The sequence below is a fragment of the Granulicella mallensis MP5ACTX8 genome, from assembly GCF_000178955.2.
Taxonomy (GTDB): Bacteria; Acidobacteriota; Terriglobia; order Terriglobales; family Acidobacteriaceae; genus Granulicella; species Granulicella mallensis.
In genome coordinates, this window is sequence record NC_016631.1 from 2,931,427 (window position 1) to 2,945,433 (window position 14,007).

Below are 14,007 nucleotides of genomic sequence, written 5' to 3' on the forward strand. Positions count from 1 at the left end.
TTCACCCCTATAGGGACTAATTAATCCCGAATACGCTTCTTGACCTCAACGCTGAGCCGCTTGATCTTCTGGTTCAGGGTTGAGAGGGGAATCCGGAAGTACTCCGCTGCTTCTGTCTGGTTCCAGTTGCAGCGCTCAAGACGGTCGGCGATGATGCGCCGTTCAATCTCTTCCATGACATCGAACAGGGAGGCATCAGGCTTCTGTTCCAGCAGGCTCGTCGAGTAACTGGTCCCGCGAAGTTGTGCGGGCAGAAGTTCGGGCGTGATCTCCGTGCTGCTGGAGAGTACAACGCCGCGCTCCATCGCATTCTCCAGTTCGCGCACATTGCCGGGCCACTCGTAGTCCATCATGACGCGCAACGCTTCCGAAGAAAGAATGCGCGCGGGGAAACCGTTTTCTTCCGCGTAGAACTTTAGATAGTGCGCCGCAAGCAAGGGAATGTCTTCTTTCCGAGCGCGAAGCGGCGGCAGTTCGAGGCAGATGACATTCAGGCGGTAGAAGAGGTCTTCGCGAAAGCGGCCTTCTTTGACGGCGTTCTGAAGGTTCACATTCGTAGCCGCGACGATGCGGACATCCACCTGGATCTCATGCGTTCCACCCAGATGCATGAAGCGGCGATCCTGGAGCACGCGCAACAGCTTGGCCTGCATGTCCATGCTCATGGTGCCGATCTCGTCGAGGAAGAGTGTTCCACCATCGGCGACTTCGAAGAGACCCTTCTTCGCGGCGACCGCTGAGGTAAACGCTCCGCGCTCATGGCCGAACAGCGTCGACTCAAGAAGATCCGACGGTACTGAGCCCGTGTTGACAGGGATGAAGGCGTGGTCGCGGCGGGGCGAGTTCGCATGGATGGCTTTGGCTATGAGTTCCTTGCCGGTGCCGCTTTCGCCCTGGATCAGCACGGTCGAACGGCTGGGAGCTACCTGGGCCACCATGTCGAAGAGCCGCAACATGACGTCGCTTTTGCCGACGATATTGTGGAAGGAGTAGCGCTGCTTGAGCGTGCGCTTGAGCTGCACAACCTCCTGCTCGGCGAGGTTGCGGCCGATCGCCGCACGAATGTCGGCCAGAAGCTTTTCATTGTCCCAGGGCTTCTGAACGAAGTTGGAAGCGCCGGCGCGGATGGCATCCACGACGTTCCCAACGGTGCCATAGGCCGTAATCATGATGACCGGAAGATCCGGCACGAGAGACTTGATGCGTGGCAGCAGGTCGATGCCGCTATCGCCCGGCAGAGCTAAATCCAGCAGTAGTAAATCGTAGTGGTGACGCCCCAGGAGATCGAGCCCTGAAGATCCATCCACGGCCATCTCAACCGTAAAGCCTTCCAGCATCAGCAGGGTTTCGAGGGAGTCACGAATACCGGCTTCGTCGTCGATGATGAGGATCCGCTGACTACGCGCACTGCCTCCTGCCTGGGATGAATCGGGTGCGTTTCGTTCTGTTACAGCGGTATTAGACATGTACTACCTTTCCTTCCAAACCAGCCGCGGTGCTGGAGTCACTGGGACGCGGACGCTCATTCTCGATAGCGGGGAACAACAGTCTGAAGGCCGTGCCCTCGCCGACTGTGCTGCTCGCCTCGATCGTTCCGCCATGCTCCTGCACGATGCCATAGGTCACTGCAAGCCCAAGCCCCGTGCCTTTGCGCTGGCCTTCTTTCGGATTGCTCTTGGTGGTGAAGAACGGATCGTAGATCTTGCGCAGTACCTCCGGCGGCATTCCAGGGCCGTCGTCCTCGAAGAGGATCTCTACACTATCTGACGTTCGCGAGGTCGAAATCTTGATACGTCCCGAGCCCTTGTCCTGCAAGGCGTCCTTGGCATTCATCATCATGTTGACCGCAACCTGCTGCAGCTTGCCCAGGTTGCCGGAGATCGCTGGCAGCTGCGGGTCCAGGTGCATCTCCACGGCGACGCGGCCGGAGCGCAGCTGATGCTCTAACAACAGAGCTGTATCGCGCAGCATCGCATTGACATCCACCCGCGCAAAGTCCACGGTGCCCATGCGTGCGAAGTTCAGCAGGCCATTCACGATCTCCGAGGCACGGAAGGTCTGTTGCGTAATCTTTTCGAGTACGGGCTGCAGGCGCGCATGATTGGCTTCGTCACCGCGAAGCTGCTTGCCGAGCATCTGGGTATAGCTGGAGATCACAGCCAGAGGTGTGTTGACTTCGTGCGCAACGCCGGCAGCCAGCAGGCCGATGGAAGACAGTTTCTCCGACTGCGTGAGCTGCTTCTCCATGTTGATAGAGTCGGTGATGTCATCGATGATGATGATGCGTCCCACCGCGCGGAAGTCGCGGTTGAGCAGTGGCGCGATGGTGATGTTCGCTGTGCGGGACTCGCCCGTCGGTGTCGGGAGCCGAAACTTGTAGAGCGTACAGAGACCCTGTTCGGCGCGCAGGCGGTCGAACTCCTGCAGGAACTCGGCAGGGAAGACTTCGTTCAAAGGACGGCGCAGGGCTTCGGCACGCGGCGTGGCGTACATGACCTCCATCTGCGCGTTCCAGCTCTCGATCCGGTCCTCAAGATCGACCGCGAACACACCGATGTTGATCGACTCGACGATGTTTTCGTTGAAGTCGCGCAGCCGCTCGAAGTCGAAGATCTTCTGTTCCAGCCGGCGATAAAGTTGCGCGTTCTGGATGGCGATACCGATATAGCTGGCGAGCGATTCGAGCAGTTCGACGTCTTCGCTGGAGAGGAAGTCGCCTTCGCCCGTGCGGCCCAGTCCGAGTACTGCGATGGTGCTGAGACCACCACCTTCATGCCTGGCTACGCGACAGGGAACATAGTAGTTGAGATCGAGTGTTGCCACGGTCTGCCGTTGAGGCTCGGGCAGTCGAAGCGCTGCCTGGGGGCTCTCGAAGAAGATGTGGTTATCGGCATCGCGGCGGTCGAAGTCCAGGAAGCCAAGATCGAAGCGATCGCTGGTATCGCTGATCGCCTTGGACAGGCCATGCGATGCGATCAGTTTGAAGTGCGTACGCTGTCCGGGCAGCTCATCATCGGCCAGGAATACGGCGACCCTCGTCAGCAGCAGGGTCTGGGGCAGGCGCTCGACGATAGAGCCGACCAGCGCGCCAAGATCTGTCTGGGCGTTCAGCTCGCGGCCAAACTCCACCAGCGTTTCGCGGTAGTCGAGACGCTTCTGGTCGAAGACACGGTCGACCCGTGCCTGAATGGCACGCTTCAAGGGATCGAAGAGGAGTGCTGCTGCAATGATGGCGGCCACCAGGCCCCATTCGCGAAGGCCCGGCGGCAGCCGGTCAGCCGCCATGGCCGATGCCATCTTGGCCGTGAGCCCAACGACTCCGAAGTAAAGTCCGACCAGGGCCGCGGTCGCCAGCGTGTATGTGACACCACGCTTGAAGATCAGGTCGACGTCCATCAGGCGGTAACGCACAATCGCCCAACTGAACGTCAGTGGCAGCAGAATGATCGACAGTAGCGCTACCTTCGTCAGCGCGCCAGGAACGTTCGCATCGAGCAGGAGCGGAATGACGTAAAAAGCAGTGAACGGAAACACTGTCATCAGCGTTCCGCGCGAGAGCCATTTCAGCTGTTGCCGTTGCAGGGGCTGCTGCTCGCGGCGATAGCGTATCCAGAAGACGAGCGCGGCAATGATGTAATAGGCCGCGAGGTACGCATAATCGATCTGATCCAGCCGATGTTGCAGGCGTCCAGTGCTTGACCAGAGATGGAACGAAAGAAAACGCAGCACCAGCAGGGCTGCTCCAGGCAGATAAAGCAGCGAGTAGAAAAACCGCCACGTTTTCTGCCGGGAACCCTCTCCTGTAAAGCTCACGGCAAAGTGCAGAAAGAGGGCCGGTTGCACAGCCATCGCCAGAATGTTGGCCCACAGAATGACCTGATCCAGGCCATCCAGCACTCCGGAGTAATGAAAGGCATAGAGGATGAAGGAGTCGAGGCAGAAGACATAAAAGTGCATCGACTTCGGCGCTGTCCAGCGCCGTAAGAGGACATAGAGGCCGATCGCCAGATAGACCAGTGCGATGAGCCGCTGCACATAGTGATCTGTGCGGTCGGTCGGTTCGAGGTAAACGACGGCAGCGATCTCCCGAACCATCGGCCTGCCGTTGCTAACAGTGTTTCTCAGCAGCGAATAGCTTGCATGGGACCAGACGCCACTGCGTTCAATCTCTCGCTCGAAAGATGAAAGCTTGAGCATCGGAACAGACTCTCGTTCGGAGGGGCGTTCCAGGGGCATCGGGACGTCTCCTCCGAAAGCCACATCTCCGTGCCGGATAGCGGTCAGCACATCGCCTGTGCGAATGCCCGCACGGTACGCCGGGGTATCCTTGGGAACGATGTAGGCGCGCAGACCACCTTCCGTTTCAGCCCAGTGAACACCGTCGGTAGGTGCGGCGTAGGAACTCTCCTGCATCAAGTTGGCAATCGACAGCCCGAACGCGGCGAGTGTAACAACCGCGAGCAGAATGGCCAACAGACGAGTTTGAGACCCAGTTTTCACACGAATACTCTTTTAGAGACGATGTCCCCAGTGGACTGAGAGCAACCCAGGGGCCAAAGGCCTTTTTGTTGCAATTGCGGGTACTTACAAGGTTTAGGGAGAACGTTATGCTTGGATTCATAGGCAAATACGGTTTTCTGGAGGCCTAAGTTCCATCTCTTCTTCTATTTTGCCGTATCCCGTGTGATTCCGCACGGACTTTAAACAGTTGTCACGGACGCGTTATTCGACGTGGTATTCGTTCCGATATCCTGATTTTTAGGAAGTCGTTGCAGTTGAAACCCAATGGGGCAAGGATTGTTACAAACGCTTGAACTTACCAGTTTCGGACAGCCCATTGCAGAGGCTGCTTCTCTCGGAGAGAAGTTCTGCTCAATAGGCTGCAAATAAAGATGTTAGGGTAGCCACCCACCTGCCTGGCGAAGAGGGAATAGGTAGACTTTACGAGCGAGTTAATTTCACGTATTATTAACACAACGAGCGATAGGGAGTGGGTTCGCCGTCTGCGCAGGATCAAGTTGAGGCCAATGCCGAAGTGATGGTTCCCGCTGCAGTTTAGTTAAAAGACATATGCGAAATGCTGGAACGGCACCATTTAGACCTCGACGGACTTCGCCTCTCGTACCTTGAAAAAGGTACGGCGACTGCGGATGCGCCTTCGTTCGTGCTCCTGCACGGTCTGATGGGATCGGCCGAGACCTTCCAGCCACTGCTTGCGGAGATGCCCTCACACTGGCATGTGATCGCGCTCGATATGCCCGGCTCAGGACTCTCCGAACGCCGCGACGATCTTGCTGCCACCATGCCCGCCACAGCCGCCTTCATTGAGCGGTTCCTCGATGCTCTCGGTCTCGAAAAGCCCTGTTTGATAGGCCATTCGCACGGTGGAGCGGTTGCCTTGCGTCTTGCCCGGACCTCTCCGAACCGCGTTCGTTCGCTGGTTCTGCTGGGTCCCGCGCACCCTTATTTCAACGAAGCCGACCAGATCATCAAGTTTTATCTCTCGCTTCCGGGCAGGATCTTTGCGTACACCATGCCCTGGTATCCGCAATGGTTCCAGATGATGGGGCTGCGTCGTATGGCTGGTCCTCAGAGCTGGGACACGCCGGAGCGCCTCATGCCCTATCGGGCGAATCTCCGCATCCGCGGTACGATGTCACATCTTCTGCGCCTTTTGGGCACTTGGCATGAGGATATGGCAGACCTGCGCCACCTGCTGCGCAAGCCGATTACCCAATCCACGCTGATTCTCTGGGGAGACTGCGACCGGGCCGTTCCTGTGCGCACCGCCGAGAAGCTGCGCGCGCACCTGCGCCAGTCCGAGCTGCATGTTCTGCCAGGCGTCGGACATCGTCCCGCTGAAGAGCAGCCTGAGCTTACTGCCGGGTTGATCGAGTCGTGGATGTTGCGCGCCGAAGCTGCGGCCCACCAACAGCACTACAAGCCGAACTCCTCTGCAAGCCAGAGCCGGATTCCTGCATTCATGGTTCCCAGCTTGGAAGCCGGCGACTGAGCGGTTCCCGCGAAGAAGTGGTCGGCACCCTCGACCCAGATCACACGCTTCGGTTCCTGCGCCGAGACCAGAACAGATTCCAGCACATCTTTAGGTCCGAACTGATCGTGGTCGCCACTGATGAAGAGCTTGGGTACAGCGCGGCAGGCAGGTAGAAACCCATACGTATAGTCGCGCCCCTCGGCGCGCACCGGCAGACCCAACCCCACCAGCCCTCGTACTCTTGCGTCGCCACAGCAGGCGCGAAAGCCGACGTTCGATCCGAACGAAAAGCCCGCAAACAAGATCGGCAGCCGATATCTTTCGGACATCCAGTCGAGTGCAGCGCGTACATCGTCGACCTCGCCGCGTCCTTCATCGTGCACACCTTCGCTCAGGCCGGTTCCGCGAAAGTTGAACCGCAGCACTGGCAGGCCGAAGCTGGAGAACGCCTTGGCCGCGTGATAGACGACCTTGTTGTGCATGGTGCCGCCGCCGAGCGGATGCGGATGCGCGACGACGGCGGCGTAGAGAGCGTCCTCACGTCCGGTGTTGAGGATAGCTTCGAGCCGTCCGACTGGACCGTGCAGGTCTTCGACGGCTTTTACATGAGACTGAAAGGGAAGTGCGTCAGACATAGAGCTAGTTTAGAAGAAAGCGACCTCCGCGCCCTCTGCGTTAAAGAAGGGTGATAAGTCGCAGCTCTCGCCGTCAAGATTCATCGGCTCGGGTATTCTGGACTCGCATGGCAATCGACCCGATCCAACTCACGAAGCAGCTCGTCGACATCGAATCGACCACCTATCACGAAGCCCCAGCGGGCGAATTCCTCGCGGAGTTTCTGGCGAAGCAGGGCTATTCTGTGGAGCGCCAGCCCGTGCCCCAGCCCGATCCGTCGAAGACACCGAATGGCGCCAGCGGCCCTCGCTTCAACGTGTATGCCGTGGAGCAGGGGATTACCCCCGATGTCGTGCTCTCGACCCACATGGATACCGTGCCCCCGTTCCTCGGCCCCTGCCGTGAGGACGCCGACTTTCTGTACGGTCGTGGGACCTGTGACGCGAAGGGCATCATCGCCGCCCAGATCGCCGCTGCCGAAAAGCTGCGTGCTGCCGGTGTTCGCGTAGGCCTGCTCTTTGTCGTGGGCGAAGAGCGCGACTCCGCAGGTGCGAAGATTGCGAATGAGAATCCACGTGGATCGCGCTTTCTGATCAATGGCGAACCGACGGACAATCGTCTCGCGGTTGCCTCAAAGGGCTGCCTGCGCGTTGAGCTCTACGCGCACGGCAAGATGGCGCACTCGGCTTATCCCGAACTGGGCGAGTCAGCCGTCGACAAGCTCCTGGCTGCGCTGCACGATATCCAGGCACTGCCGCTGCCTGTCGTTGAGGGCATCGGCGACTCGACGATGAACGTAGGCATCATCAAGGGCGGTGTGGCTCCGAACGTGATCGCCGATAAGGCAGAGGCGCATCTGCTGATCCGCCTCGTGGGGCCAGCGGACGAGACACAGGCTGCGATCCTCAAGGCAGCTGCTGGGCGCTGCGAGGTGAATTTTTCGCTGAAGCTACCGTTCATCCAGATGCGCACCGTCGAAGGCTTCGAGACGATGGTCGCGAAGTTCACGACAGACATCCCATCGCTCACCAACTGGGGCGAGCCCTTCCTGCTGGGGCCGGGAAGCATCCACGTCGCGCATACGCCGGACGAGAAGATCAGCAAACGTGAGTTGCTGGAGTGTGTGGACTTGTATGTGCGGCTTGCAACGCAGCTCGTCTCGTAAGGGTGTGATGGGCGAGTACTCAATATTTCTTTTAAATCCCCCGACGTTGTCTCTATGAGAACCGCTGCATCAATCGCGACCAATCTCAAAGGGAAGAGCCTCGTCGTTAGGCATAGCGATCATCTCGTCCGGATCCCTCGCGTTATAGCGAACCAATAAAGTCGCAGGTTTCTCTGAATGGTTCAGAAACTCGAGGGCCGGATAATCACCCATGCCGACACTGTGCAGCAGACCATAATGCCGATGACCATCCACAGTGATCGCGAGTGTGGCTCGAATCTGTAGAGAGTCGTCGTTCGATGCGCCACCGTGTGCCGGGATCATAGCCCAGTCGAAGACATCGGCGACTGCGGTGGGCCAGCCTGTTGGTGCTTCCTGCCCCTTCAAATGTAGAAGTTTGCCTGCAAGCTGAGATATCGCGCCAACGAACGTGTCACTCATGAGCGGGATTCTAGCATTCGCACGAACGAACCCTATTTGGTTCAGGTTTTCCTCTGCCTCATCCCTGTTGACCAAGCAGTAAACTAGCTACATGGCCGCTGAGTTTACGCACCTCCATCTGCATACCGATTACTCCCTCCTCGACGGAGCTTGCGACGTCGACAAACTGGCCAAGCATCTCGTCAAAATCGGGCAGACGTCGGCCGCCATGACCGACCATGGCAACATCTATGGAGCCGTTCACTTCTTCGACGCGATGAAGAAGAAGAACCTGAAGCCCATCCTCGGCTGCGAGCTCTATGTCTGCAAAGAAGACGACCATCGCCGCGAGTTCGCGAACCCTGACTCCAAGTACAACCACATGCTGGTGCTGGCTGAGAACGAAGCCGGTTACCGCAACCTTGTTCGCCTGACCAGCGAGGCGGCGCTGCATGGCTTCTACAAGAAGCCGCGTGTCAGCAAGAACTTCCTCGCCAAACATGTCGAAGGTCTCATCGGCTTCTCCGGCTGTCTCGCCGGCGAGGTCAGCCAGCACCTGATGGAAGGGGACTACGAGAAAGCAAAGAAGGCTGCCGGCGATTACGAGACGATGTTTGGTCGCGGTAACTTCTTCCTCGAGATCCAGGACCACGGACTCGAGCCCGACAAGGCTGTGACCGAGGCGATGTTCCGGCTCGAAAAGGACCTAGACATCCCGCTGATCGCGACCAACGATTCGCACTACATCGAAGACCAGGACTCTCGCGCACACGAGGTGCTGCTCTGCGTGCAGACCGCCGGGTCGATGAACGATCCCAAGCGCTTCAAGTTCGATACGCAGGAGTTCTACATCAAGTCGGCGGATGAGATGCACCGTCTCTTCAGCCATGCGCCCGAGGTCTGCACTCGCACCATGCAGTTTCCGGAGCGCTGCCAGCTAGAACTCAAGGCCGTCAAGAACCCGTTCCCGAAGTTCGACGTGCCCGAGGGCGAAGACCTCGACAGCTACTTCGAGCAGGTATGTCGTGCAGGCTGGAGACACCGCCGCGAGACTGCGGTCAAGCACCTTGAAGACCGCGGCATTCTGCGCAAGTCCATCGCCGACTACGAAGCCCGTCTGAACCGCGAGATTGACTGTATCAAGCAGATGAAGTTTCCCGGCTACTTCATGATCGTCTGGGACTTTATCCGCTACGCCAAGCAGCAGAGCATTCCCGTCGGCCCAGGCCGTGGATCGGCGGCAGGATCGCTGGTCGCCTACGTCATGGAGATCACTGACGTCGACCCGCTACAGAACGATCTGCTCTTCGAGCGCTTCCTGAACCCCGAACGCGTCTCCATGCCTGACGTCGATATCGACTTCTGCATGAACCGCCGCGGCGAGGTCATCAAGTACGTGCGCGAGAAGTACGGCGAGGATCAGGTCGCGCAGATCATCACTTTCAACACCATGGCTGCGAAGGCCGCGATCAAGGACGTTGGCCGTGCGCTCGACATGCCCTATGGTGAAGTCGATCGCATCGCCAAGCTGATCCCCGCGACCATCGGCATCACCATCGAGCAGGCGCTGAAGGATTCGCCTCCGCTGGCCCAGGCCTACGAAGATCCCAAGATCAGGGAACTGATTGACACCGCTCTGCGCCTTGAAGGCCTTGTGCGTGGCGCGGGCGTTCACGCTGCCGGTGTCGTGATCGCACCGCAGCCGCTCACGGAACTCGTCCCCGTCACACGCACCAAGGACGACGCCATCGTCACCAGCTACGACATGAAGGCCGTCGAGAAGATGGGCCTGCTGAAGATGGACTTCCTCGGCCTGACGACGCTGACCGTCATCGATGACTGCCTCAAGCTGATCAAGTCCAACCGTGGCGTCGATGTGGACATGGCGACCATCCCGCTTGACGATGCCGAGACCTACGAGAAGGTCTATCACCGCGCTCTTACCAGCGGCGTGTTCCAGTTTGAATCCGGCGGCATGCGCGACGTTCTGCGCCGCTACAAGCCCACCACGGTCGAAGACCTCACCGCTCTCAACGCACTCTATCGTCCCGGCCCAATTCAGGGCGGCATGATCGACGACTTCATCGAGCGTAAGTGGGGGCGTCGCGCCGTTGAATATCTCTTCCCCGAGCTTGAACCGATCCTCAAGGAGACGCTGGGCGTCATCGTTTACCAGGAACAGGTGATGCAGATCTCGAGTGCTATCGCGGGCTACTCGCTGGGTGGCGCCGATCTGCTGCGCCGCGCGATGGGTAAGAAGAACGCCGAGGAGATGGCCAAGCAGCGTGTCTTGTTCATGGCCGGCGCGGCCGAGCGCAAGTTCCACAAGGATCGCGCCGGACAGCTCTTCGACCTCATGGAGCAGTTCGCCGGATACGGCTTCAACAAGTCGCACTCGGCTGCCTATGCGCTACTGGCGTACCACACGGCCTGGCTCAAGACGCACTACCCGGTCGAGTTCATGGCCGCGCTACTGACCTCGGAAACCTCGAAGCCGGAGAACGTCGTCAAGTACATTGGCGAGTGCCGAGAGATCAACATCCCGGTCGTTCCGCCCGATGTCCAGATCTCTGCTGCCAACTTCACTCCGGCGGGAGACAGCATTCGCTTCGGCCTCGCTGCGATCAAGAACGTCGGCCACAACGCGATCGACTCCATTATCAAAGCTCGCGAAGAGCTGCAGGCCGCAGGGAAGCAGGGCTTCGTCAGCCTGTGGGAGTTCTGCGACAAGGTCGATCTTCGCCTGATGAACAAGCGTGTACTGGAGTCTCTGTGCAAGGCCGGTGCTTTGGATGCCTTCGGCCCCCGTGCCCGGGTCTTCGCCGCGCTGGATAAGGCGATGGAGCGTGCACAGAAGTCGCAGCGCGATGCCGCTGCCGGACAGTCCGGACTCTTCGGCATGTTCGACGACCCCGGTCCCTCCTCCGCCTCCACTGGAGGAGAAGAGACGCTGCCGCCAGCGCCGGATTGGGACGAGCACACCCGCTTGCAGAATGAGAAGGACGTGCTCGGCTTCTTCGTCTCCGGCCATCCGATGGACAAGTACCGTGAGAAGCTGCGCAATATGAAGGTCGTCGATACGGCGACAGCCTGCGAGATGAAGCCCGAGCCCCAGGTCTTCCGTCGTGGACAGGCTGAGCAAGGGAACGAGATTCAGATTGCCGGTGTGATCACCGGTCTGAAGGTCGCGAAGTCCAAGCGCTCCGGCGAAATGTACGCGCAGGCATACCTCGAAGACACCGTCGGCAAGATCGACCTCATTGCCTTTCCGCAGAGCTACGAGAAGCTCGCCGAGAAGCTTCGCATCGACGTGCCCGTACTGGTCCGTGGCTCGCTGCGCGGTGAAGAGGACTCGGCGCCGAAGCTGGCGATCTCCAGCATCCAGGCGCTTGAGGATGTAAAGATCAAGCTGCCGGATGCGCTTCGTATCCGCATTCCACTGCATAGCCATGATGAGACGCTGCTGGACAAGCTGCACACGCTCTTCCTGAGCGCTCCCGGCAACGGCAAGCTGTTGCTCAACCTCGAAGAGCCGGGCCAGTTCTGTGCCGTGCTCGAACCGAGCGGTTTTCATGTTGCCGCGGACGTGGCCTTTATCGAAGGGGTTGAAGCCCTTGTCGGCCGTGGTGCGGTGCAGGTGATCTGATAAAGACCCTGGGATAGGTTCTCTGATGAAGATATTGCCGTACATCGCAGCGTGTCTGGTCTTTGGTAGTGTGGGCGTGCAGGCTCAGTCCCTGCCGCCCAACTACAAGACGACGTTTGAGAACTCCGACTTCATCGTGATGCGCGTGCATTACGGCGCGCACGAGTTTGTGCCGATGCACGACCACTCGACCTACCCAACGGTGTATGTGTACCTGAACAACTCCGGCGAGGTCGATCTCAAGCACGAAGGACCGAACGGCTTCACGGCGCACCGTCCGCCAACGCACACGGGAGCCTTCCGCATCAGTCCCGGCATGGCAGAGCGCCATAGCGTTACCAACCTGGGTGATGTTCCCTCCGACTTCCTGCGTGTGGAGCTGAAGAGCATTCCGCCGAACGATTTGAAGGAGGTCTTCCGTGGAGAAGCTCCAGCGCTACCGGCAACTCCTGGCACGCGGACCGAGTTTCATGATGGCGCGCTAAAGATTGAGCGCACGCAGTGCCCCACAACTGAGTCCTGCACGATATCCGCCGCTGGACCACGCTCGTTGCTGGTCTCTATCGGGACAGTCAAAGCATCGATTGCCGGAAGTGAACGCACTCTTACGCCGGGAGACACGGTCTGGGTCCCAGCGAGTAAGGACGGCTCGATTCGATTGAGTGCCGGAGCGCAGTTTCTGCGAGTGATTCTGCAATATCCATAGAGCGGTTCCAGCGCGAGGGCACGCACAAGCTAAAAAGATTCCTAGCCTTTATCTTTTGATTGCGTCGAACGAACATACGCAATCCGTGAAGAGGACTGAGAGATGGCAAAGTGTATTGCCTATAGGTGTGGCGGGTTTCTACTATGCTTTGCCATGGTAGCGTGCGGCTCATCAACGGCGCTTCATGGCCAAACGTCTACATCTCCAAAAATAACCGGCTCGCAGACAGAAGCCGGCTCTGCTCAGATGCCCGCGTTCGAGGTTTCTACGATCAAACCCCATGATTTTAATCATGGCGGAATGCTGGGATTTATCTCGTATCCCGGAGGCAGAGTCTTCGTTGGAGCTGCCAACTTGAAGATGCTTTTGTACTTTGCGTTCGACCTTCAGAGTTTCCAGATATCCGGCGTTCCAGCCTGGGCTGACAAGAATCGCTACGACATAGAGGCTTTGCCTCCCGCTTCCTCCGAATCACGCACTGCAGTACAACCTCCAATGAAAGCAACTCCCAGTGACGAGCAACGAAAGATGCTGCAGAATCTTCTGGTCGAGCGATTCGGATTAAAGTTCCATCGTGAGACGAAAGAAGGGCCGGTCTATCTTTTGCTCCGAGGAAAAGGGCAGCTTCGGCTGGAAGCCCCAGCGCACCCGGAGGGCGACTCCAGGGGAGGTGTGATCATGATGCAGGGCGGCATCGCCGATGGATCGGCGTTCGGTTTAAATATCTCCATGCCATTTCTGGCGAGACAGTTGAGTTCGAATCTTGATCTCCCGGTACTGGATCGAACCGGTTTACCAGGACTCTATGACTTCCAACTCGAACCGGACGATCCTACGAATCACGACATGACCGCAGCTATTGTTGACGCCATGAATCGGCTAGGACTCAAGCTCAAGGCTGCAAAAGGTCCCGTCGAAACCATCGTGATCGACAGTGTGACCGAGCCGACGGAAAACTAGTCAGTGATGTTCGTCAACGGTGCGATTGCGTGCATCCAATTTAGCCATGAGCGATCAACTTCCCAGCATCGAACAACGCCGGGCTTATGTCCTCTTCCGGCTTCTCACTGGGTTGGATTTCTTTGGCCATGGCTTCGCGCGCATCTTCACCGGCGCCCACCTTTCGGGTTTTGCGCAGGGCATGGTGAAGAGCATGGCATCGACACCGCTACCGTCCTCGCTTACACTCGCCAGCGGCTATGCCATTCCATGCGTCGAGTTGTTGATCGGGATCTTGCTCTTGCTTGGCCTGTTCACCCGGTACACGCTCATCCTTGCCTTCCTGCTCATGTTTGTGCTGATGTTCGGTATCACTCTCAAGCAGGACTGGAGTATTGCGATGCAGCAACTGATGTACGGTCTTGTCCTGTTTCTTCTGCTCTTTGCCCGGGAACGCTACGATCTGTCCTGGCCGCAGTTCTTCCGCCGTCAGGACAGCTTCTGACCCCGGCTATCGCATA

10 protein-coding genes are annotated in these 14,007 nt (G+C 58.5%); 6 read left to right on the plus strand and 4 right to left on the minus strand.

The genetic code is table 11. From position 1 onward, the window contains the following. Positions 1-20 precede the first annotated feature (20 nt). Together ACIX8_RS12060 and ACIX8_RS12065 are read right to left on the minus strand one after the other, a co-directional pair. Positions 21-1,466: a sigma-54-dependent transcriptional regulator gene (locus tag ACIX8_RS12060; RefSeq protein WP_014265618.1), complete on the minus strand. Its 1,446-nt coding sequence runs from the start codon at positions 1,464-1,466 to the stop codon at positions 21-23. Then, the gene (locus ACIX8_RS12065; protein ID WP_014265619.1) at positions 1,459-4,500 is read right to left on the minus strand and encodes an ATP-binding protein; all 3,042 of its coding nucleotides are present in this window, start codon (positions 4,498-4,500) and stop codon (positions 1,459-1,461) included. Before ACIX8_RS12065 ends, ACIX8_RS12060 begins: the two co-directional genes overlap by 8 nt. A 577-nt stretch (positions 4,501-5,077) precedes the next feature. Between ACIX8_RS12065 and ACIX8_RS12070 the strand changes: the two genes are divergently transcribed. Continuing rightward, positions 5,078-6,013, plus strand: coding sequence for an alpha/beta fold hydrolase (locus ACIX8_RS12070; protein WP_014265620.1), 936 nt, complete (start codon positions 5,078-5,080; stop codon positions 6,011-6,013). On the opposite strand, the gene ACIX8_RS12075 is transcribed toward ACIX8_RS12070, so the two are convergent. Continuing rightward, positions 5,938-6,630, minus strand: coding sequence for an alpha/beta hydrolase (locus ACIX8_RS12075; protein ID WP_014265621.1), 693 nt, complete (start codon positions 6,628-6,630; stop codon positions 5,938-5,940). The two genes, ACIX8_RS12070 and ACIX8_RS12075, sit on opposite strands and share 76 nt — an antisense overlap. Before the next feature lie 107 nt (positions 6,631-6,737). Between ACIX8_RS12075 and ACIX8_RS12080 the strand changes: the two genes are divergently transcribed. After that, a complete protein-coding gene (locus ACIX8_RS12080) occupies positions 6,738-7,775 on the plus strand; it encodes a M20/M25/M40 family metallo-hydrolase (RefSeq protein WP_014265622.1) in 1,038 nt (345 codons plus the stop codon). A 69-nt stretch (positions 7,776-7,844) separates the two neighbouring features. Here ACIX8_RS12080 and ACIX8_RS12085 read toward each other — a convergent pair whose 3' ends face one another. Beyond that, complete coding sequence (locus ACIX8_RS12085; protein WP_014265623.1) at positions 7,845-8,216, minus strand: hypothetical protein; 372 nt, start codon at positions 8,214-8,216, stop codon at positions 7,845-7,847. Between the two features lie 91 nt (positions 8,217-8,307). Between ACIX8_RS12085 and dnaE the strand changes: the two genes are divergently transcribed. The 4 genes from dnaE to ACIX8_RS12105 all read left to right on the plus strand — a co-directional run bounded on the left by dnaE (position 8,308) and on the right by ACIX8_RS12105 (position 13,991). Next, the gene (dnaE, locus tag ACIX8_RS12090) at positions 8,308-11,841 is read left to right on the plus strand and encodes a DNA polymerase III subunit alpha (RefSeq protein WP_014265624.1); all 3,534 of its coding nucleotides are present in this window, start codon (positions 8,308-8,310) and stop codon (positions 11,839-11,841) included. 25 nt (positions 11,842-11,866) lie between these two features. Continuing rightward, the gene (locus ACIX8_RS12095) at positions 11,867-12,547 is read left to right on the plus strand and encodes a hypothetical protein (protein WP_014265625.1); all 681 of its coding nucleotides are present in this window, start codon (positions 11,867-11,869) and stop codon (positions 12,545-12,547) included. 246 nt (positions 12,548-12,793) lie between these two features. Then, positions 12,794-13,507, plus strand: coding sequence for a TIGR03435 family protein (locus ACIX8_RS12100; protein WP_044176635.1), 714 nt, complete (start codon positions 12,794-12,796; stop codon positions 13,505-13,507). A gap of 46 nt (positions 13,508-13,553) precedes the next feature. After that, entirely contained in the window at positions 13,554-13,991 is a 438-nt protein-coding gene (locus tag ACIX8_RS12105; protein ID WP_014265627.1) for a DoxX family membrane protein, read from the plus strand. Positions 13,992-14,007 lie beyond the last annotated feature (16 nt).

Excerpts from the sequence above, each read along its gene's own strand:
- dnaE (WP_014265624.1), top strand. The coding sequence starts at position 8,308 with ATGGCCGCTGAGTTTACGCACCTCCATCTGCATACCGATTACTCCCTC.
- ACIX8_RS12080 (WP_014265622.1), top strand. The coding sequence starts at position 6,738 with ATGGCAATCGACCCGATCCAACTCACGAAGCAGCTCGTCGACATCGAA.
- ACIX8_RS12095 (WP_014265625.1), top strand. The coding sequence starts at position 11,867 with ATGAAGATATTGCCGTACATCGCAGCGTGTCTGGTCTTTGGTAGTGTG.
- ACIX8_RS12100 (WP_044176635.1), top strand. The coding sequence starts at position 12,794 with ATGCCCGCGTTCGAGGTTTCTACGATCAAACCCCATGATTTTAATCAT.
- ACIX8_RS12075 (WP_014265621.1), bottom strand. The coding sequence starts at position 6,630 with ATGTCTGACGCACTTCCCTTTCAGTCTCATGTAAAAGCCGTCGAAGAC.
- ACIX8_RS12060 (WP_014265618.1), bottom strand. The coding sequence starts at position 1,466 with ATGTCTAATACCGCTGTAACAGAACGAAACGCACCCGATTCATCCCAG.
- ACIX8_RS12070 (WP_014265620.1), top strand. The coding sequence starts at position 5,078 with ATGCTGGAACGGCACCATTTAGACCTCGACGGACTTCGCCTCTCGTAC.
- ACIX8_RS12085 (WP_014265623.1), bottom strand. The coding sequence starts at position 8,216 with ATGAGTGACACGTTCGTTGGCGCGATATCTCAGCTTGCAGGCAAACTT.
- ACIX8_RS12105 (WP_014265627.1), top strand. The coding sequence starts at position 13,554 with ATGAGCGATCAACTTCCCAGCATCGAACAACGCCGGGCTTATGTCCTC.